17 protein-coding genes and 1 pseudogene are annotated in these 19,399 nt (G+C 62.3%); 8 read left to right on the top strand and 10 right to left on the bottom strand.

The features are described 5' to 3' along the window. Positions 1–101 precede the first annotated feature (101 nt). From NCR40_RS22590 to NCR40_RS22560, 7 genes and pseudogenes are all read left to right on the top strand, one after another. On the top strand, positions 102–863 hold the full coding sequence (locus tag NCR40_RS22590) for a YoaK family protein (RefSeq protein WP_250468407.1): 762 nt from the start codon (positions 102–104) through the stop codon (positions 861–863). A gap of 23 nt (positions 864–886) precedes the next feature. After that, a pseudogene (gene ampC, locus NCR40_RS22585) lies at positions 887–2,062 on the top strand (class C beta-lactamase). A gap of 474 nt (positions 2,063–2,536) precedes the next feature. Beyond that, the gene (locus tag NCR40_RS22580) at positions 2,537–3,622 is read left to right on the top strand and encodes a linear amide C-N hydrolase (protein WP_250494111.1); all 1,086 of its coding nucleotides are present in this window, start codon (positions 2,537–2,539) and stop codon (positions 3,620–3,622) included. Between the two features lie 82 nt (positions 3,623–3,704). Then, complete coding sequence (locus NCR40_RS22575) at positions 3,705–4,409, top strand: DUF3348 domain-containing protein (RefSeq protein WP_250510851.1); 705 nt, start codon at positions 3,705–3,707, stop codon at positions 4,407–4,409. A 9-nt stretch (positions 4,410–4,418) separates the two neighbouring features. After that, the gene (locus NCR40_RS22570; protein ID WP_250510698.1) at positions 4,419–6,698 is read left to right on the top strand and encodes a DUF802 domain-containing protein; all 2,280 of its coding nucleotides are present in this window, start codon (positions 4,419–4,421) and stop codon (positions 6,696–6,698) included. Beyond that, positions 6,695–7,336 carry an OmpA family protein gene (locus NCR40_RS22565; protein WP_244830162.1) on the top strand — a complete coding sequence of 214 codons (642 nt, stop codon included), beginning with the start codon at positions 6,695–6,697 and terminating at the stop codon, positions 7,334–7,336. The genes NCR40_RS22570 and NCR40_RS22565 overlap by 4 nt, the downstream gene beginning before the upstream one ends. Next, complete coding sequence (locus NCR40_RS22560) at positions 7,333–7,890, top strand: DUF2894 domain-containing protein (protein ID WP_244830163.1); 558 nt, start codon at positions 7,333–7,335, stop codon at positions 7,888–7,890. The genes NCR40_RS22565 and NCR40_RS22560 overlap by 4 nt, the downstream gene beginning before the upstream one ends. A gap of 25 nt (positions 7,891–7,915) precedes the next feature. Here NCR40_RS22560 and NCR40_RS22555 read toward each other — a convergent pair whose 3' ends face one another. From NCR40_RS22555 to NCR40_RS22510, 10 genes are all read right to left on the bottom strand, one after another. After that, positions 7,916–8,917 carry a transketolase family protein gene (locus NCR40_RS22555; RefSeq protein ID WP_250510697.1) on the bottom strand — a complete coding sequence of 334 codons (1,002 nt, stop codon included), beginning with the start codon at positions 8,915–8,917 and terminating at the stop codon, positions 7,916–7,918. Continuing rightward, the gene (locus NCR40_RS22550; protein WP_244830165.1) at positions 8,914–9,756 is read right to left on the bottom strand and encodes a transketolase; all 843 of its coding nucleotides are present in this window, start codon (positions 9,754–9,756) and stop codon (positions 8,914–8,916) included. The genes NCR40_RS22555 and NCR40_RS22550 overlap by 4 nt, the downstream gene beginning before the upstream one ends. A gap of 24 nt (positions 9,757–9,780) precedes the next feature. Continuing rightward, complete coding sequence (locus NCR40_RS22545; protein WP_244830166.1) at positions 9,781–11,109, bottom strand: MFS transporter; 1,329 nt, start codon at positions 11,107–11,109, stop codon at positions 9,781–9,783. Positions 11,110–11,197: 88 nt separating this feature from the next. Beyond that, positions 11,198–11,947, bottom strand: a complete 750-nt coding sequence (locus tag NCR40_RS22540; RefSeq protein ID WP_250510696.1) for an SDR family NAD(P)-dependent oxidoreductase — start codon at positions 11,945–11,947, stop codon at positions 11,198–11,200. Between the two features lie 135 nt (positions 11,948–12,082). Next, on the bottom strand, positions 12,083–12,979 hold the full coding sequence (locus NCR40_RS22535) for a LysR substrate-binding domain-containing protein (protein ID WP_244830168.1): 897 nt from the start codon (positions 12,977–12,979) through the stop codon (positions 12,083–12,085). 149 nt (positions 12,980–13,128) lie between these two features. Further along, positions 13,129–13,716, bottom strand: coding sequence for a peroxidase-related enzyme (locus NCR40_RS22530; protein ID WP_250510695.1), 588 nt, complete (start codon positions 13,714–13,716; stop codon positions 13,129–13,131). 19 nt (positions 13,717–13,735) lie between these two features. Further along, the gene (locus NCR40_RS22525; RefSeq protein WP_250468400.1) at positions 13,736–16,345 is read right to left on the bottom strand and encodes a PAS domain-containing hybrid sensor histidine kinase/response regulator; all 2,610 of its coding nucleotides are present in this window, start codon (positions 16,343–16,345) and stop codon (positions 13,736–13,738) included. A gap of 221 nt (positions 16,346–16,566) precedes the next feature. Continuing rightward, positions 16,567–16,743: a hypothetical protein gene (locus NCR40_RS22520; RefSeq protein ID WP_244830173.1), complete on the bottom strand. Its 177-nt coding sequence runs from the start codon at positions 16,741–16,743 to the stop codon at positions 16,567–16,569. Between the two features lie 62 nt (positions 16,744–16,805). Then, entirely contained in the window at positions 16,806–17,636 is an 831-nt protein-coding gene (locus tag NCR40_RS22515; protein WP_250468399.1) for a siderophore-interacting protein, read from the bottom strand. 14 nt (positions 17,637–17,650) lie between these two features. Then, complete coding sequence (locus NCR40_RS22510) at positions 17,651–18,412, bottom strand: PadR family transcriptional regulator (protein ID WP_250510694.1); 762 nt, start codon at positions 18,410–18,412, stop codon at positions 17,651–17,653. 149 nt (positions 18,413–18,561) lie between these two features. Here NCR40_RS22510 and NCR40_RS22505 point away from each other — a divergent pair, with 149 nt between their 5' ends. Next, positions 18,562–19,143 (top strand): flavin reductase family protein, encoded by a 582-nt coding sequence (locus NCR40_RS22505; RefSeq protein WP_250468397.1) that lies wholly within the window; start codon positions 18,562–18,564, stop codon positions 19,141–19,143. The last annotated feature ends 256 nt before the right edge of the window (positions 19,144–19,399 follow it).

The raw sequence follows: 19,399 nt of genomic DNA, 5'->3' as shown, positions 1-19,399 counted from the left end.
GCGATTATATCGGCAGTTTTATTCGTTAGCGTCCTATCGATCAAAAATATCGCGGCACGCTCGTGTTATCTTTTTTGTCTCTTCATCGCGCGGGAAACGTCATGCCGATCGCCTATCTCCGGGGCCTGACTTCGCCCAGCCGCACGCAGTCGGCCAACCGCCGCCTCGGTTGCGCGCTGGCCTTCGTGGCGGGCGCGGCCAATGCGGGCGGCTTTCTCGCCGTGGGTCAATACACCTCGCACATGTCGGGGCTGGTGTCGTCGATCGCGGATAATTTCGTGCTCGGGCAAGCGGCGCTCGTGTTCTCGGCGATGAGCGCGGTGCTCGCATTCGTCGCGGGAGCCGCGACTTCCGCGTTGCTCATCAACTGGGGACGCCAGCGCGCGGCGCATAGCGTGTTCGCGGTTCCGCTCGTCCTCGAAGCTTGCCTCCTGCTGGTGTTCGGCGTGCTCGGCGCGAATCTGGAGGCGCATCGTTTCTGGGACGTGCCGATGACCGTCATGCTGCTGTGCTTCGTGATGGGCCTGCAGAACGCGATGATCACCAAGATATCGAAAGCCGAGATTCGCACGACGCATGTGACGGGGCTCGTCACGGATATCGGCATAGAGCTGGGCAAGAGTCTGTATTGGAACCGGCGCGTCGGGCGCGACGACGAGCGCTATGTGTGCGCCAATCATGCGCGGCTCGCGCTCTTGAGTTCGCTTTTCGCGATGTTCATCGCGGGCGGCTTTGCAGGCGCGGTAGGCTTCGCGCATCTCGGGTTCATCGCGACCGTACCGCTTGCGGCCTTGCTGCTGCTCTTTGCGGCGGTGCCGGTGATGGACGATTTATCCGCTGGCCTGAGACGGGCGCGGAAGTAGTCACACTTAAACGGAGACGTTGCATGATCAGGATCGGGACGTTGAGCCTTTTGGCAACGGCCATTTTTTCCATCGGCGCGAGCCAAGCGGCGAATGCGGCGGCGGCGAGCGACAAGGCCATCAGGCAGACCGTCGATCGCACCATCGAGCCCTTGATGGCTCGCAATGGCATTGCGGGCATGGCGGTGGGGATCGTACTCGATGGCAAGACGCATATCTATAACTATGGCGTGGCGTCGAAGGAAGGCGCGAGGCCCGTCACGCGCGATACCTTGTTCGAACTGGGATCGGTGAGCAAGACGTTCACGGCGACGCTCGCTTCCTATGCCGAAGTGACCGGCCATCTCTCTCTCGACGATCACGTGAGCCGCTTCGTGCCGTCGCTGCGCGGCAGCCGTTTCGGCGACGACGTGACGCTCGTCTAACTCGGCACGCACACGCCGGGCGGCTTGCCGCTGCAAGTCCCCGACGACATTCACGACAACGCGCAACTGATCAAGTATTTCGAGGCGTGGAAACCTTCGTGCGAGCCGGGCACGTGCCGCACGTATGCGAATCCGGGTATCGGCATGCTGGGGTTCATCGCGGCGAAGAGCATGAATGCCGATTTCGATCAGCTCATGCAGCAGCGCATTTTTCCGGCGCTGGGATTGAAGAACACGTTCATCGACGTGCCGCCTTCGCGCAAGCACGATTACGCGCAAGGTTATGCGAAGGACGGCGCGCCCATTCGCATGGCGCCGGGCGTGTTGTCGTCCGAGGCTTATGGCGTGAAGTCGACTGCTGGCGACATGACGCGCTTCTTGCTGGCCAACATGAACGAAGCAGGACGTATCGATGCAAAACTGCAACGCGCGATCGTCGCCACGCATACGGGCTACTTTCAAACCGCGCCGATGACGCAGGATTTGATCTGGGAGCAGTATCCGTATCCGGTCGAACTGCAGGCGTTGCTCGACGGCAATTCATCTTCGATGGCGCTGGAAGCGCATCCCGCCACGCGCCTCGACCCGCCGATGAAACCGCGTCAGGACGTGTGGATCAACAAGACGGGTTCGACCAACGGCTTTGGTGCTTATCTGGCATTCGTGCCGGAAGAGGACGTGGGCATCGTGTTTCTGGCGAACAAGAACTTCCCTATTCCGGAACGCGTCGCGGCGGCGCATGCGATCGTCAAGGCGCTGGATACCGTGAAGTAGGTTACAGATGCGCTGCATCGCGAGAAGCGCATCGACGTCCATAAAGGCGCGTGGGTTGAGCCGATACCCACGCGCTCAGAACATCACCGTCGCGATTACCGTATCGCTATGACTGCCTGGCGGCCGGGTCGGTTGCGAAGTCGATATTCGACGCCGCACTATTCTCCGAAAATGCGTGTGATTGAAAGCGGGCCTGTTACTCTGCCGCTCCTGCTCACTTGACGACGTGCGGGAAAAAATCCTGAAGCTATTGATTCATTGTATTTGTTTAGGTAATTTTCACCGGTTGGTTAAGCTGGCTCACCTTTGGCGCCGATGTTCAGCGTGCTTGGCATTTCGTCTTTACAAACGCTGTGAATTCCCCTATTTCTGAAGACGGCGCGGCGTCACCTCTAGAAACGCGCCGCCGTTCATCGCGCGAAAGGGTTTCGCCGTCCTCATTCAGAATTCGAAACGATAAACGGAACTGTTGCCATGACCCGAGGATTCACCCGGAAGCTCGTCTGTCTCTTTGCACTTGCTTGGTTGTCCACCTCGCTTGCTCTCGCCTGTACGCGCGCGCTGTATGTCGGCGACAAACTCACCATCACGGGCCGCACGATGGACTGGTCCGAAGACATGCGGTCCAACCTTTGGGTGATGCCTGCCGGCATCGAGCGCGATGGCAACGCCGGCGAGCGTTCCACCAAATGGAAAGCGAAGTACGGGAGCGTGGTGGTATCGGGCTACGACATCGGCACCGTGGATGGCATGAACGAACGCGGACTCGTCGCGAATGCGCTTTATCTCGCCGAGAGCGACTACGGCAAACCCGACCCGAAACGCGATCCGCTCTCCATCAGCCTGTGGGCCCAGTACGCGCTCGACAATTTCGCGACGGTCGCGCAAGCGGTCTATGTGCTGAGCCGCGAGCCGTTTCAGATCATCGCGCCGCCTTTGCCGGACGGCAAGCCTCTCACCATCCATCTGGCGCTCTCGGACGCGCGCGGCGACTCCGCGATCTTCGAGTACATCAAGGGCAAACTGATCATCCATCAAAGCAAGCAGTACAAGGTGGTGACGAATTCACCGGCGTATGAAGACCAGCTCGCCATCGACGCATACTGGAAAGGCGTCAGCGGCACGGCGTTCCTGCCGGGCACGAACCGCGCGGCGGACCGCTTCGTGCGCGCGTCGTTCCTCATGAATTCGATCCCCAAGCAGGCCGACCCGAACTACATGGCGGGCGTGCCGCAGAAGTCGTATCCGTTCCAGGCGGCGGCAAGCGTGATGAGCGTGATGCGTTCGGTGAGCGTGCCGCTCGGCATTCGCTCCGACAACATGCCGAATCTCTCGTCGACGATCTGGCGCACGGTGTCCGACCAGACCAACCTCGTCTATTACTTCGATTCGGCCACGCGCCCGGACACGTTCTGGGTGTCTCTGAGCAAGGTCGATCTGCGCCCGGGCGCGCCGGTGAGGAAGCTGACCATCGACGCGGGCCAAGTGTTCTCGGGCGAGACGGCGGATAAATTCGTGACGACGCCGTCGTTCACCTTCCTGCCCGCGAAAGCGCAGTGACGCACGTGCGGCGTCCCTCCATCTCAAAATCGAGGCCGGCGCTGCGTCAGCGGTTAAAATAGGCAGCTTTTGCCCTGGTCATATCGTGCAAGCCCAGACGCGCACGGCGCTCAGCGGCCCGGCGCTCGTGCGTCTGCTGGCACGCATCGCCAACCTAGATGTTCACGAACCCGCCGCATCGCTTTCGGACCGCCTGAGCCAATGGCTCGGCTGGACCGATGCGATCGCGCTTTCGACCGCGCTCGCCGATGCGCCGCCGGCGCCTCTCGTGCCAATGCACTCAGGTGCGCACGCGCTGGAAGAAGCCTGCATGCGCATGCGCGCGTCGCTGGTGAATGCCGTCGCGGGCGGCGAGAAGCCTGCAGCCGGACGGCATCGCGCACGCGTGCCGACGCCACCTCCGGACGATCTTTCGCTCGACTTTGCGGCGTTCCGCCAGCGCTATGTGTCCTTGCAGCAGACCATGGAAACCGACATCGGCCTGTTGCGCGGCCGCTTGCGCGCGGCGCTTGCGGCGCAATCGCCCGATCTGGCGCGTCTCGCCGCCGTCGATGCCGTCATGGAACAGGCGTTGAGCGCACGCGAACGCAGCCTGCTCGCGCACGTGCCCGTGTTGCTCGGCAAGTATTTCGAGCGCATGAAGCGCGCAGCCGCGGACCAAGCCGCACCCGTGTCGAACGCCTGGCTCGATGCCTTTCGCGACGACATGCGCCACGTCTCGCTCGCCGAACTCGAAGTCCGTTTTCAACCGGTCGAAGGGCTGCTTGCCGCCCTTCGAACCCGCTAAAGCCACGCCATGCCTCGCTATATCCTGAATGTCGCCGTCTTTCTCGCTGGTCTTGCCGCCGTTTGCGGAATCGCCATTGGCTATGTCGGCTCGAATGCGCTCGCGTTTTGCGTCACGCTCCTGATCGGCGCGTGCTACCTCGCGGGCGCGGCCGAACTGCAGCGCTATCAGCAAACCACCTATGCATTCGCGCATGCGCTGCGGCAACTCGCCGTCACGCCGAAGAGCCTTGCCGTCTGGCTCGAAAGCCTGCCCGTGGGTTTGCGCAATGCGGTGCGCTTGCGGGTCGAAGGCGAGCGCGCCGCGTTGCCGGCGCCTGTGCTTGCGCCATATCTCGTCGGGTTGCTCGTGTTGCTCGGCATGCTCGGCACGCTGCTCGGCATGGTCGTGACGCTGCGCGGCACCGGCGCGGCGCTGGAAAGCGCGACCGATCTTTCGGCGATCCGCTCGTCGCTCGCGGCGCCGGTCACGGGCCTGAGTTTCGCGTTCGGCACATCGATCGCGGGTGTCGCGACATCGGCCATGCTTGGCCTGCTTTCAGCGCTGTGCCGCCGCGAACGGCTCGACGCCGTGCAGACCCTCGACCTCAAGATTGCGACGACACTGCGCGTATTTACAGAGACGCATCGGCGCGAGGAAGGCCTGAAGCTGATGCAACGGCAGGCCGAACTCATGCCGAAGCTGGTCGATCGCCTGCAAGCGATGATGCACGCCATCGAACAGCAGAGCATCGCGGCAAACGAGCGGCAACTGACCAATCAGGATGCGTTTCATGCCAAAACCGAGACTTCGTATCGGCGGCTGGCGGCATCGGTGGAACAGTCGTTGAAGCAGAGCGTCGCCGACAGCGCGCGCGCCGCGAGCAGCGCGCTGCAACCGATCATGCAATCCGCCATGGACGGCATCGCGGGCGAGACGGCAGCCTTGCACGGCAAGATCGAACAGGCCGTGGCGCGGCAGCTGGATGGCTTGTCGAGCGGCTTCGAGGCTTCGTCGGCGAAAATCGCGGGCATCTGGCAAGACTCGCTCGATAAACATCGGCAGTCGAACGAAGCGCTCGTCACGCGCATGGGCACGTCGCTCGACGGCTTCGCGCAGGGCTTCGAAACGCGCTCGGCCGCGTTGCTCGAAGGCGTATCGGCGCGCATGGAACGCATCACGAGCGCCTTCACGACTTCGGTGACGGAGATCGCGGAGCACTGGAACCAGTCGCTCGCCGGGCATCGAAAGTCGAACGAGGCGTTGACGACGGGAACGCGCGCCGCGCTCGATGGTCTTGCCGAAACGTTCGAACAACGCGCGTCCGGTTTGATCGATGGCGTCGCCGCGCGGCTCGACCACACGTCATCCACGCTCGCCGAAACGTGGAGCGAAGCGCTCACGCAACAGACGCGCACCGGCGAGCATCTCGCCGCGCAACACGAGCAGGCGTTGCTTAAAGCGACGGCGAGTTTCGAGGAACACGCCGCTTCGCTGCTGCTCGCCGTCGATCGATCGCACGCCGGTTTGCGCGACGAGATCGCATCGAACAGCGAAGCGCGCCTGAACGCCTGGACCGATGCGCTCGCCACGCTCGCCGCCAACCAGCGCGAACAATGGCAAGAGACGAGCGCGTTCGCCGCCGAGCGTCAGCAGAACATCTGCGACACGCTCGCGCGCACCGCGAGCGAGATGGCCGCCGATGCCGAGAAGCGCGCAAGCGGCACCATCGCGAAGATCGAAGGACTGGTCGCGGCGGCGTCGGAAGCGCCGAAGCTCGCCGCCGATGTGATTGCGCAGATGCGCGAGAAACTCAGCGAATCCATGGTCCACGACAACGCCATGCTGGACGAGCGCACGCGCTTGCTCGCCACGCTCGAAACCTTGCTCGATGCGGTGAATCACACGTCGAACGAACAGCGTGTGGCCGTCGATGCGCTCGTCGCTTCGTCATCGGACCTGCTCGCGCGCGTCGGCACGCAGTTCACCGACAAGGTCGAGGCAGAGACCCTCAAACTCGAAGCGGTCGCGGCGCAAGTCACGAGCGGCGCGCTCGAAGTCGCGAGTCTCGGCGATGCGCTCGGCGGCGCCGTGCAGTCTTTCGGCGCATCGAACGAACTGCTCGTCGCGCATCTCAAGAGCATCGAGGCCGCGCTCGACAAGTCGCTTGCGCGCAGCGACGAACAGCTTGCCTATTACGTGGCGCAGGCGCGTGAGGTGATCGATCTGAGCACGCTTTCGCAGAAGCAGATCGTCGAAGACCTGCAGCGTATCGCGGGGCAGCGCGCCGCCGGAGCGAAGGCCGCATGAACGAGGAGATCGATGGCGGCGTGGAGGCCGCCGCGCCCATCTGGGCTGCGTTCGCCGATCTCATGTCGGTACTGCTGGGCGCGTTCGTGCTGATCCTGGTCGGCGTCATTGGCGTGCAGTTGCAACTGTCGACGCGGCTGGAAAACGAAGTCAAGCAGCGGCAGATGGAAACGCAGCGCCGCAAGACGCTGGAGCAGGCGCTGGCTGGCCCGCTCGCGTCGGGGCGCGTGACGCTGGTGAACGGGCGCATCGGCATTAGCGGCAGCGTGTTGTTTGCGTTGAATTCCGATCAGTTGCAGCCGCAAGGGCGTGATGTGCTCAAGAGCCTTGCAGGACCGCTTTCCGCCTATCTCGGTTCGCACGAAGAGATTCTGATGGTGAGCGGTTTCGCCGACGATCAGCAGGTGCACGAAGGCAATCGCCGCTTCGCCGACAACTGGGAACTCTCGGCCAAACGCGCCTTGACGGTGACGCGCGCGCTGATCGACGCGGGTGTGCCATCGTCGTCCGTATTCGCGGCGGCGTTCGGCTCCGAGCAGCCGATCAGTTCCAATGCCGACGATCTGGGTCGCGCGAAGAATCGTCGAGTCGAGATTTCAGCGGTGCCGCGGCCGACCAACGGTGGAGTAAAGCGGTGACTGAGCGCTCGCAAGCACGCGCAATGCTCGATGAATGGCGCGTTCAGGGCGATGATCGCGTGAGTCCGCTGCGCTTCGCGTTCATCGATTCGCTCGAACGGAGAGCGAGCGCGCAGCGTGGCGAGGCGCGTCGTTTGCTTGATGCGCGCTTGCAGACCTTGCTCCATGACTACGCGCGAGAAGTCCAACTTGCCGCGCCTGTCGAGCCGTCACGAAAGGTTGAAAGCACGCCGCTCGCCGTGCTTGTCGCCGACATGAATGCGCGCGTGGCGCATGCCTCACAGAGCGAATTGCTCGAATACTTCCGTGAAGTGTGGGCCCGACTCAGCGCCGAGCAGCGCCTGAACGAGTCTCTCGCGCGGGTGCCGAAAAACGCGGGTCCGCTCAATTCGAGCAGTCTGGTGCATCGTTCGCTTGCATTGATGCGCGAAGTTTCACCCGCTTATTTGCAGCACTTTCTTGCGTATCTGGACGGGCTTTCGTGGATGGAAGAAATGGCGGGCGATGCACCCGCCGTCAAGAAACCCATGCGGGGCAAGGCGGCTCGCGGTTGAGCCGCGCCCGCCCGCATTCGTGCCGTTAGCCCAACCATCCTTTGATGGTTTCGCTCATCACGCGGGTGGAAATGCCATAACGGTCATGCAAGGTCGGTAACGCGCCGGCATCCAGAAACGCATCGGGCAGGGCGATCTGCTTGAACGGCGGCGCGACGCCAGCGTTCAGCAACGCGGCAGCGACACCTTCGCCAAGCCCTCCGATCACCGTGTGATTCTCGGCCACGAGCACGAGCCGTCCCGAACGCCGCGCTTCGCGCACGATGGTCTCGGTGTCGAGCGGCTTGATGGTCGGCACGTGCAGCACCGCGACATCCACGTTGTCGGCTTCGAGCGCCTTCGCGGTTTCCAGCGCGCGCATGGTCATGATCCCGGACGAGATCATCAGCACGTCGGCGCCATTGCGCAGAAGCTTCGCCTTGCCGAGTTCGAATTGATAGTCGTATTCGTCGAGCACGGCGGGCACGTTGCCGCGCAACAGGCGCGCGTACACAGGCCCTTTGTGCGCGGCGATGGCGGGCACCATCTGCTCGATGTCGAGCGCGTCGCACGGATCGATCACGGTCATGTTGGGCATGGCGCGCATCAACGCAATGTCTTCGGCGGCCTGATGGCTCGGACCGTAACCCGTGGTGAGCCCCGGCAATGCGCAGACGATCTTCACATCGAGATTGTCTTCGGCGATAGTCTGGTGGATGAAGTCATACGCGCGCCGCGTCGCGAATACGGCATAGGTCGTGACGAACGGCTGCGCGCCTTCATGCGCGAAGCCGGATGCCGCGCCCATCAGCAACTGCTCGGCCATGCCCATCTGGTAGAAGCGCTCGGGAAACTCCTTCGCGAAGATATGCAGGTCAGTGTACTTGCCGAGGTCGGCCGTCATGCCGATCACATTGCTCTTGGTGCGTGCAAGTTCCACCAGCGCGTGTCCGAAAGGCGCCGAGCGCGTGAGCTGTCCTTCGCTCGCGATGGACGCGATCATCGCCGATGTCTTCAGGCGCGGCTTTTGTGTCAGCGTGTCGCTCATGCTTGTCTCCCTTGTTCAAGTGCCTGCAGCGCCAGTTGCCATTCGTCGGCATCGACACGGATGAAGTGGTTCTTTTCGCGCTCTTCGAGAAACGGCACGCCGCAGCCCATGCGCGTATCGCACACGATGATGCGCGGCTTCGCTTCCTTCAAATTGCGCGCGTTATCGAACGCTTGTTTGACGGCGTCGATGTCGTTGCCAGTCACGCGCTGCACATACCAGCCGAACGCTTCGAGCTTCGGCACGAGCGGCTCGAACGCCATGATCTGCGTCGAGGGTCCGTCCGCCTGTTGATTGTTCACGTCGATCATGGCGATGAGGTTGTCGAGTTTCCAGTGCGATGCCGACATCAGCCCTTCCCAGATCGCGCCTTCGTCCAATTCGCCATCGGAAAAGAGCGTGTAGACAAAAGACTTCGATCCTTTACGCTTGAGACCGAGGCAACGGCCGACCGCGATCGTGAGCCCTTGTCCGAGCGAGCCGCCCGACATTTCCATGCCTGGCGTATAGCTCGCCATGCCGGACATGGGCAGACGGCTGTCGTCGCTGCCGTAGGTCTCGAGTTCCGCTTGCGGCAGGATGCCCGCTTCGAAGAGCGCAGCGTACAGCGCGATTGCATAGTGACCGTTGGACAAGAGGAAGCGGTCGCGCTCTTCCCATTCGGGATCTTCGGGGCGATAGTTCATCGCGCCGAAGTAAGCGACGGCCAGCACGTCGGCGATATCGAGCGCCTGGCCGATATACCCTTGACCTTGCACTTCGCCCATCAACAACGCATTGCGGCGGATACGGTAGGCACGCTCGGCGAGCGTGACCTCTTCGATGACTGCACTACTCATGATGTTTGTCTCCTTGAAAAATCTTTAGCGGTTCACGGTCTTGGCGGGCACGAGAAAGACCAGCGCCGCGCCCACGACGATTGCAATCGAGATGAAGATGAGACCGGCCGTCGATTTGCCCGTGAAGTCATTCAGCCATCCGACGATGGCCGGAGAAAAGAAGCCCGCGAGATTGGCGAAGCAGTTGACCGCGGCAATGCCCGCCGCCGCCGACATGCCGCCCAGCACGGCCGTTGGCAACGACCAGAATTGCGCCGATGAACTCAGGATGCCTGCCGCCGCCACGCTCACACAGATGATCGACGCGCTCACGCTGCCAAGCGTCGGCAAGGTGGCGAACGCCGCTGCGGCGATGAGCATGGGAATGGCCAGATGCAGGCGCCGCTCGCGGCGTTTGTCGGCGCTCGAACCGATGAGCGGCAGCGCGATGATGGCGCACAGATACGGAATCGCGGTGAAGATGCCGACCCACAGCGGGTCCGCCACGCCGGCACGTCGCACGATGGTCGGCAGCCAGAACGTGAGCCCATATTGTCCAAGGACGACGCAGAAGTAGATCGATGCCATCAGCCACAAGCGACGGTCGCCAATGAACGCGCGAATCGATACGTGCTGCACGGTCTGCGCGTTGTCCTTTTCGACGTTGCGAGCGAGCAGGGCTTTCTCCGCATCCGTGAGCCACTTGGCTTGCGCAATGCTGTTGTCGAGATAGAAAAGGATCGCGACGCCGAGAAAGAGCGAAGGCAACGCTTCGAGCATGAAGAGCCACTTCCATCCGGCAAGTCCGTGCGCACCGGCAAGCGCATGCATGATCCAGCCGGAGAGCGGACCGCCGACCATGCCCGCGAGCGGAATGGCCATGAAGAACAGCGACAATGCCTTGGCGCGCCGCGCAGCGGGAAACCAGTACGTGAGATAGAGAATCACGCCCGGCGCGAAGCCCGCCTCGGCGACACCGAGCAGAAAGCGCAGGACATAGAACATCGTCGGCGACTTGACGAACACGAAGCTCGCCGAGATCACCGCCCACGTGAGCATGATGCGCGCAAGCCAGTTGCGCGCGCCGACTCGATGAAGAACGAGATTGCTCGGTACCTCGAAGAGGAAGTAACCAAGGAAGAAGATGCCTGCGCCCACGCCGTAGATGGTTTCGCTGAAGCGCAGGTCATTGAGCATCTGCAATTTGGCGAAGCCGACGTTCACGCGATCCAGATACGCGCCGAGATAGCACAGCATCAGAAAGGGGATGAGTCGCCGTCCGACCTTGGCGTAAGTCTGCGCTTCGAAGCTCGTGGAATCGGCAGGCGAAGCAAATTCGGCCGTGGCGGCCGGCGCGGAATATTTCGGTTTCATGCTTGTCTCCAATGGACCGGAAAAGCGCCTGCGCGTTGATCCGGTCACGTGCCCCGGTTGGTCCGGGTGCGTATCTGAGGTCGAATGCTTAGTGAATCAGCATGCCGCCGTTCACGTCGAGTGTGACTCCGGTGAGGTAGGAAGAGAGGCCGCTCGTGAGAAAGAGGCAGGCGTTGGCGATATCGGCGGCGTCGCCCAGACGTCCGAGCGGAATGCCCTTGATGATGTCCGTGCGCATTTCAGGTGTGAGCTTGTCGCCCGTGATGTCGGTCTGGATCAGGCCCGGCGTGATGGAGTTCACGCGGATGTGGTCGGGGCCGAGTTCGCGCGCCATCGCGCGGGCAAGACCGAGCACGCCCGCTTTGGCCGCGCTGTAATGCGGGCCGCCGAAGATGCCGCCGCCGCGTTGCGCGGAGACCGACGACATGCAGACGATCGAGCCTTGCTGCTGCTTCTTCATCTGCGGAATCACGGCTTGCGACATATGGAGCGTGCCGCGCAGATTCACGCCGATGACCGCATCGAAATTGTCCGCGCTGATTTCCAGCGTCTTGATCGGTTGCGTGATGCCCGCGTTGTTGATGAGCGCATCGATACGCCCGTATTTCTCGATGGTCGCGTTGGCGGCATCGACGCAGGCGGCTTTGTCGGTGACGTCGCAGGCAAGACCGAGATGGCCGTCGCCGAGATCGCTCGCGGCGCTTTCGGCATCGGCCTGACGCAGATCGAGAATGACGATGCGCGCGCCTTCCGCCGCGAGCGCCCTGGCCGTTGCCTTGCCGATCCCGCGCGCCGAAGCCGCGCCCGTGACGATCACTACCTGGTTGTCGAGCAGCATGTCTGTCTCCGTTGGTTGTCTGGTGTGGATGCAGTGTCTTCGCGTTCCACATGACGATCAACGGAGTTTGTCTCAGCTATTGCTGAGAAATTTTCAGGTGTTCGCGGCGCCTTTCACTACGGGCCTTGAGGGCTGTCACCGTCTCTCACGGCCTCGTTCAATCTCCTGGTCCATCCACGCGAGAAACTTCGCGACGCGCGGCAGGTCCGCGTTCTGACTGGGGTATACCAGATGATGCGCGCCGACTTCGACGGCATACTCGCGCCCGAATACCGGCACGAGTGAACCGCGTTCGAGATGCACGGAGGCGAGCATGGTGCTTTCGAGCGCGATGCCATGACCGAGCGCGGCGGCTTCGAGCGACATGTAGGAGCGATCGAAAGAGAAGTCGAATGCCTTGCGCCGCGTTGCCACGCCGAACTTGCCGAACCACTGCTGCCATTGCACGAGCGGCGACTCGGAGAAGATCAGCCTGTGTTCGATCAGATCGTCGGGCGATGCGACCGGATAGCGTTCCAGATACGCGGGAGATGCAAGCGGCGCAATGGTTTCGTGACGCAGGGTTCTGACTTCGATATCGGTCCAGTGCCCGTAGCCGTGACGGACATCGACATCGTAAAAACCCGAGGTAAAGGACACGTTTTCATAGGAGCACGCGAGGTTCATCTGGATATCGCCATTCGCCTCCTGGAACGCGGCGAGGCGCGGCAAGAGCCACATGAGGCCGAAGCTCGGACTCGAATGAATGCGTAGTATCTCGACCGATGTTTCGCTCGATGCCCGCTCGGTTGCGCGGTTGAGTTCGGCGAGCGCGCCGGTGACATCGGCAAGATATTGCGTGCCGGTGGGCGTGAGAACGAGGCCGCGTCCGAGCCGCGTGAAAAGCGCGCGGCCCACGATGCTCTCTAAATTCGCGAGCTGATGACTGACCGCGGAGGGCGTGAGGCCGAGTTCATCGGCGGCGCGGTTGACGCTCTTGGTGCGGGCGACGCTTTCGAACGCGATGATCGACTTCAGGGGAGGAAGGCGCATGGATGCGAGCGTGGAGTTGTCGAGGAGCGGGGCGGTGAAGTTTAGCTCGATTCGTGGGGCATACGCAGTGCAATGGACTCGCAAAGCACAGCCATTTCAGCGCCGCGGGAAGACTTGTGAAACGAATGCTTCCTTCTCTCGACAGGCCGCTAACCGCGCTCCCTACCCACCCGTCCCATCAGATAAAACTCCTCGTTCGGCCGCATGGCGATCACGTTCGCCATGCGGTTCGACAACCCGAAAAACGCCGTGATCGCCGCGATATCCCACGCGTCTTCATCGCTGAAACCGTGTTCGCGCAGCGTGGCAAAGTCTCTATCGTCCACCGTGCCTGAAGCCTGGCAGACCTTCAACGCGAAATCGAGCATGGCCTTTTGACGCGGCGTGATGTCCGCCTTGCGATGATTCACCGCGACCTGATCCGCCACCAGCGCATTCTTCTCGTAGATGCGCAGAATCGCGCCATGCGCGACCACGCAGTAAAGGCAATCGTTCACCGCGCTCGTCGCCACCACGATCATCTCGCGCTCGCCCTTGGTCAGCCCGCCGTCCTTCAGCATCAGCGCATCGTGATACGCGAAGAACGCACGAAACTCGTCGGGCCTGTGCGCAAGCGTCAGGAACACATTCGGCACGAAGCCGGCCTTCTCCTGCACTTCGAGAATGCGCGCACGGATATCGTCCGGCCACGCTTGCGGATCGGGAACGGAGTAGCGGCTGATGGGACGCGTGGTCATCGTTTCTCCGGTCATGGCTTCATCGCGCGACGGTCAGCGACGAAAGCAGCTTCAATAAACTATCCACGTTGACGGGCTTCACGAAGTGATAGTCGAAACCCGCCGACTGCGCGCGCAAGCGATCCTCCGCTTGCCCGTAGCCGGTAATCGCGATCAGCATGGGCGCACGTTCGCCCTTGCGCCGCAAGCGCCGCGCCAGTTCGTATCCGTCGATATCCGGCAAGCCGATGTCGAGCAGCGCGACATCCGGATGAAACGGCGGCGCGGCATCGAGCGCCTCGGCCGACGAATACGCCACGCGTGCCTTGTGTCCTTCGGATTCGCACAGCATGGCGAGCGAATCGGCGGCATCGCGATTGTCATCGACCACGAGTATGCGCAACGAAGCATTCGCTTTCGGCGCTTCGGTATCCGACAACGCGCGCGCGGAATGCCGCTCATGATGATGAAGCCGTGGCAGCCGTACCGTAACCGTCGTGCCGAGTCCCGGTCCCGGACTTTGCACGGTGATGGTTCCCTTGTGCATCTCCACGAGCTTCTTCACGAGCGAAAGGCCGATGCCAAGCCCGCCATTCGAGCGGTCCAGCGTGCGCTCGCCTTGCGAGAACAGCTCGAAAACCTTGGGCAGAAGGTCCGCCGAAATGCCCGTGCCGCTATCCGCGATGACGATCGAAACCCACTGCGCATCCGCCTGAACACTCACCGAAATGCGTCCCTGCTCGGGCGTGTACTTGCTCGCGTTATTGAGCACGTTGACGAGGATTTGCGAGAGCCGCGTGACATCGCCGCAGACCCATGTGGTGGCATCGGGGACATCGACGGCAATGTGCTGCGAGCGCGCCTCGACCATGCCGGCAATCGCCTCGACCGCGTGATACACCGCCGTGCCCACGAGTATCGGTTCCACTTGCAGCGCAATGCGCCCTTGTGTGATACGCGACACTTCGAGCAGGTCATCGACGATACGCGTCATGTGTTCCACTTGTCTGCGCATGAGGTCGATCATCTCGCGCGTTTGCGCCTCTACGTCGTGATCCTTTTGCACGAGGGCAATCGCCGTGCGCAGCGGCGCGAGCGGATTGCGCAATTCATGCGCGAGCATTGCGAGAAACTCGTCCTTGCGACGGCCGGCCTCGCGCAACATGAGTTCCATGTGCTTGCGTTCGGTGATGTCGATCACGCTGCCGATGATGCGCAACGGCACGCCGTCCTTGCTGCGCTGAAGCAGGGCGCTGCCCTGCATCCACTGTTCCCCGTGCATCGTCTGCACACGAAACTCGAACTGGCTGCCCGGATCTTCGCCGGATGCCACGCGCCGCACGTAATGGTCGAGCGTCGCGGCATCGTCGGGATGCACGCGGGCGAGCGCCGCGTCATACGTGATCGTGTCGTTCACCTGCCATTCGCCGCCGGTTTCGAAAAGGAGCGTCCAGGTTTCGAGTTCGAGCGATACGATATGAATCTTGGCCGCCTGCATCGCCACCGTAAGACGCAGGCTGCGCGCTTCGATGGCGGCCTGCGCCTCGTATTGTGGCGTGACGTCGGTGGTCGTGCCGAACCATTCCTGCAGGGCGCCCTGATGATCGTAGAGCGGCGCGGCATGCGCCTGCACGATGCGGTAGGTGCCATCGCGTCTGAACATGCGGAACGTGAGCGTGAGCGCGTTGCCTTGTCGCACGGCGTCGAGCCACGTGCTGCGCGTGCGCTCGCGGTCGTCGGGATGCACGAAGTCGAGCCAGCCGAAGCCCATCAGACGATCGGGCGGCGCGCCCGTGAACTTCTCCCAGTCGCCGCCGGAGGGGCGAATAGCGCCGTTGGCATCGGCGGACCAGACGAGCGCATCCGTCGATTCGACGAGCGCCCGATATCGTCGCTCGGAACGGCTCAGACGCTCTTCGTCCGCGCGCTGTTCGCTTATATCGAAGCTCACGCCGTAGACGCGCGTCAGCACGCCATGCCGGTCGAACTCGGGATGCCCGCGCATGCGCAGCCAGCGATGCTCGGACTGATCGCCATCGAGCATGAAATCGAACTCGAACGGACCGCCGTCGCGCAGTGCTTCGGTGAGCATGCGCTGGAACGGCTCACGATATTCCGGCGCAACGCGATCCCACACTTCCGAGAGCATGACGGCCTCGGTGCCCGGCGGAAACGAATAGAGCGCAGCGAGTTGCGCGGTCATGCGCACCACGCGCGTTTTCATGTCCCATTCCCACGCGCCCATGCGCGCGCCCGCGAACGCAGCCTGCAAACGCCGTTCGCTTGCTTCGTACAAGGCCCATGCATGCCGCGATTCGTGGATGTCGATGGCCACGCCGACCGTATCGCCGAACTCGCCTTCGTCGTCGCGACGCGCCTGTAAGTGAAGCGTATGCCAACGGTAAGCGCCGTCCGCGCGCAAGAGACGCACATCGACATTGCGCAGCAGCGTGCCGTCGCGCATTTGACGGAGCGCATCGAGCACGGGCGGGATGTCGTCGGGATGAACGAAGGCGTCCCAGTGACGGCCTTCGAGTTCCGGCATGGCAATGCCGAGATACCGGCAAGCCCACGGATTGGCGTAGCGGATAGTGCCGTCTCGCGCCGCACGCCAGACGAAGGACGGCAGGAAATGAGCAGGATCGTGCATGGGCGTCTTTGCTTCGAATCACCGGCAAGACGCGTTGCCTGGTGCGATATATGGTTGTGAGCTAGGGGTCGTACCAATAGCTTAGGGATACCATACATCAAAGCGCGGCAACATCGGCGCTTCCGAGCAAGTTCAACACTTGGTAAACCGTGTGATTCGGTACAAAGTGCGCTGCGAACGCCCGTTCGCGGCGCTATGTACTCTGCACTTCGTTAAGAGAACTAGCCTGCTTCGCCTACGTCTTTCGGATCGGGCAGCTTGCCTCCTTCGCTGCCCTTGGCGGGTTCTGGCTCGTTCTTCAGTTCACTTTTCTGCTCATCGGAAAGACGCCGGTCAGCCACGTTCGGATCTTCGCTCGTCTGCTTCGGCGGCGTCTGCCGTTCGTTTTGCTCGCTCATGTGCGCTCCACGCGTTGGGTTCGATGGAGCATGTTGCACGCGGCGTGCCCAGGCTTCTAGCGTTACTCGTCGATGGTCCCGTGCACGCCTTGCTCGCCATGCTTCCAGTACGCCGAAGCCCGAATGCGCCGCTTGTCGAGACCGCGTTCGTTGCACAGCAACTGGCGCACTGCGCGCATGAGCGTGGCTTCGCCGGCGGCCCAGACGTATCCGTCGCCTTCGGGCAGATACGTGTAGCGCAAGGCGTGCAAGAGCGCGGCATGTGCATCGTCGCTGTCGCTGCGATAAATCCACTGCGCGAAGAGATCGGCACGCGTGTCGAGTTCGATATGCGCCGATAGGTCCGCCGCCTGAATCAGCGTGGCCGCGCGTGTACCGGCAGGCAATTCTTCGAGCCGCCGCGCGATGGCGGGCAGGGCGGTTTCATCGCCGATCAAGAGATGCCAGTCGAATTGCGCGGGAATGACGAACGAGCCACGCGGCCCGCCGATGCCGAGGTACTGCCCTGGCTTGGCTTGTGCCGCCCATGCGGTGGCCGGCCCGGCTTCGTGCATGGCGAACTCGAGGTCGAGCTCGCGCGCGGCGCGATCGAAGCGGCGCGGCGTGAAATCCCGCGCGACGGGGCGCGGCTTGTCTGGATCGAACACTGGACCATTCGGGCCTGCTTGCGGCACTACGGGCTTGTCCTCGCCCGGCAGCGGGAAAAACACCTTGACGTGGTCGTCGAACGAGGCGCTTTCGAAGTCGGCGAGATCGTCGCCTCGAAGCGTCACGCGCACCAAATGCGGGTTGAGCGTGGCAACCTGCGTGACTTGCAGCAAGCGAAACTTGAGCGCATGCCGCACGCGCGTGACTTCCAGTTCGGGACGGTGTTGCAGTGCGGATTCTGTCATCGTGTGTCGCTCCTTTACGCCTGCTTGGGCGCGGGATTCTGTTCGATCTCGGCGGTCGCGCGCGCCAGAATTTCGGCGATACGGCGTTGCTCGTCCGGCGATACATCGGTGCGCAAGACCAGCGCACGTTTCAGCGCTCGGCGCGCGGCGATCAGCTCGGGCGTCCAGCCGTTGTCGGCGGCGGCATCGTCGCTTTCCTCGCCGGCATAGGCGCGGCGCACGAGGTCCATCTTGCGGGCAAAGTGCGTGAGCTTCGCGAGCATCAGGTCGATGCGTTCGCGGTTCGCTTCCAGATAGTCGCGGCCCGCGTCGGACAGCGCGTAGCGCTTGCGGTTGCCTTCCACTTCGACAGTCGCGTAGCCGATTTCTTCCAGGTAGGTCAGCGCCGGATAGACCATGCCGGGGCTCGGGGCATAGAAACCGTTCGAACGGTCTTCGAGCGCCTTGATGAGTTCGTAACCGTGACGCGGCGCCTCGGCCAGCATGGCGAGCAGCAGCAGTTGCAGGTCGTCCGAGGAGAACTTGCGGCCGCGCGGCATGCCGTCTTCGCCGCCGAAGCCACCGCGTCCGCCACGGCCACCGAAGCCGCCGCCGAAGCCGCCGCCGAAGCGGTCGTCTCCGCCGCCACCTCCGCGTCCGTGCCGGCCGATCAGCCCCAGGCGGGAGAAGGCGAAACGCTCGACCCACTCGGGCGCGTTGCGAATGTCGAAGGGAAAATCGAAGCCAGCCGCGCGAGAACCCGCGTCGCGCCCGCGATGAAAACATTTGGATCGCATGAGATCACTCCTTAGATATCGTAAAACATATCTAAAGATATATATCGTAAGAGCGTCTGTCAAGCGACTATTTCACGATAAGCAACCGTCCGGCGATGCCACCTACAATTCTTCGATATTCACCCCTACCTAACACGCAGGAAACTCAGATGACTCACTTCCGCTCCGTCGCCCTTGAACACGCAAGCCGGTTGATCAATCACGGACCCACCGTGCTCGTCACGAGCGTTCATGGCGAACGTCGCGACGTGATGGCCGCGGCCTGGTCGATGCCGGTCGAATTCACGCCGCCGCGTATCGCCGTGGTCATCGACAAGAGCACTTACACGCGTGAACTCGCGATGGCGAGCGGCGTTTTCGGCGTCGTCATTCCGGGCGCGGCGGCTATCGACTTGACGTTTGCGGTCGGCTCGACGAGCGGACGCGAGATCGACAAGTTCAAGACTTTCGGGATCGAGACGATAAAAGGACCAGTGCTCGGTCTTCCGTTGATCGAGACGAACTGTGCGGCATGGCTGGAATGCCGGCTCATCAGCGAGCCGCATACGCAAGACGCCTATGACACGTGCTTCGCCGAAGTCGTGTCCGCTGCGGCCGACGAACGCATTTTCTCTAACGGTCATTGGAACGTGGATGACTCCAATGCGTCGCTGCATACCATCCATCATCTTGGCGCGGGCAAGTTCGTGCGCGGCTCATCCATGCAGCAAGCCAAGCCGCTCACGCGATAAAACTTGCCGCTTGTCGAGGCTGTCGTCGGTCGATCTGACTCGGCCTTGTACGCCTTTAGAGCGCATGTTCTAAGCGTGACTTAAAAGGTCTAAAGAATCTCTTTTCCCGGTCGTTAAGCAGTCGACGAACGCGAGGCACCGATGGTGCACTTGCGTCGCAAATAACAAGCACGCGATCCGTCACATGAACTCGGACGTGTGCGATAGGTGGGTGAGGACAGGTTTCATACAGTCACGGGCTTGCTGCGAAAGCAGC

This window comes from Caballeronia sp. GACF4 (assembly GCF_023631025.1).
Taxonomy (GTDB): domain Bacteria; phylum Pseudomonadota; class Gammaproteobacteria; order Burkholderiales; family Burkholderiaceae; genus Caballeronia.
Note: the sequence above shows the minus strand (reverse complement) of the source record. Positions and strands in the feature narration are given on the sequence as shown.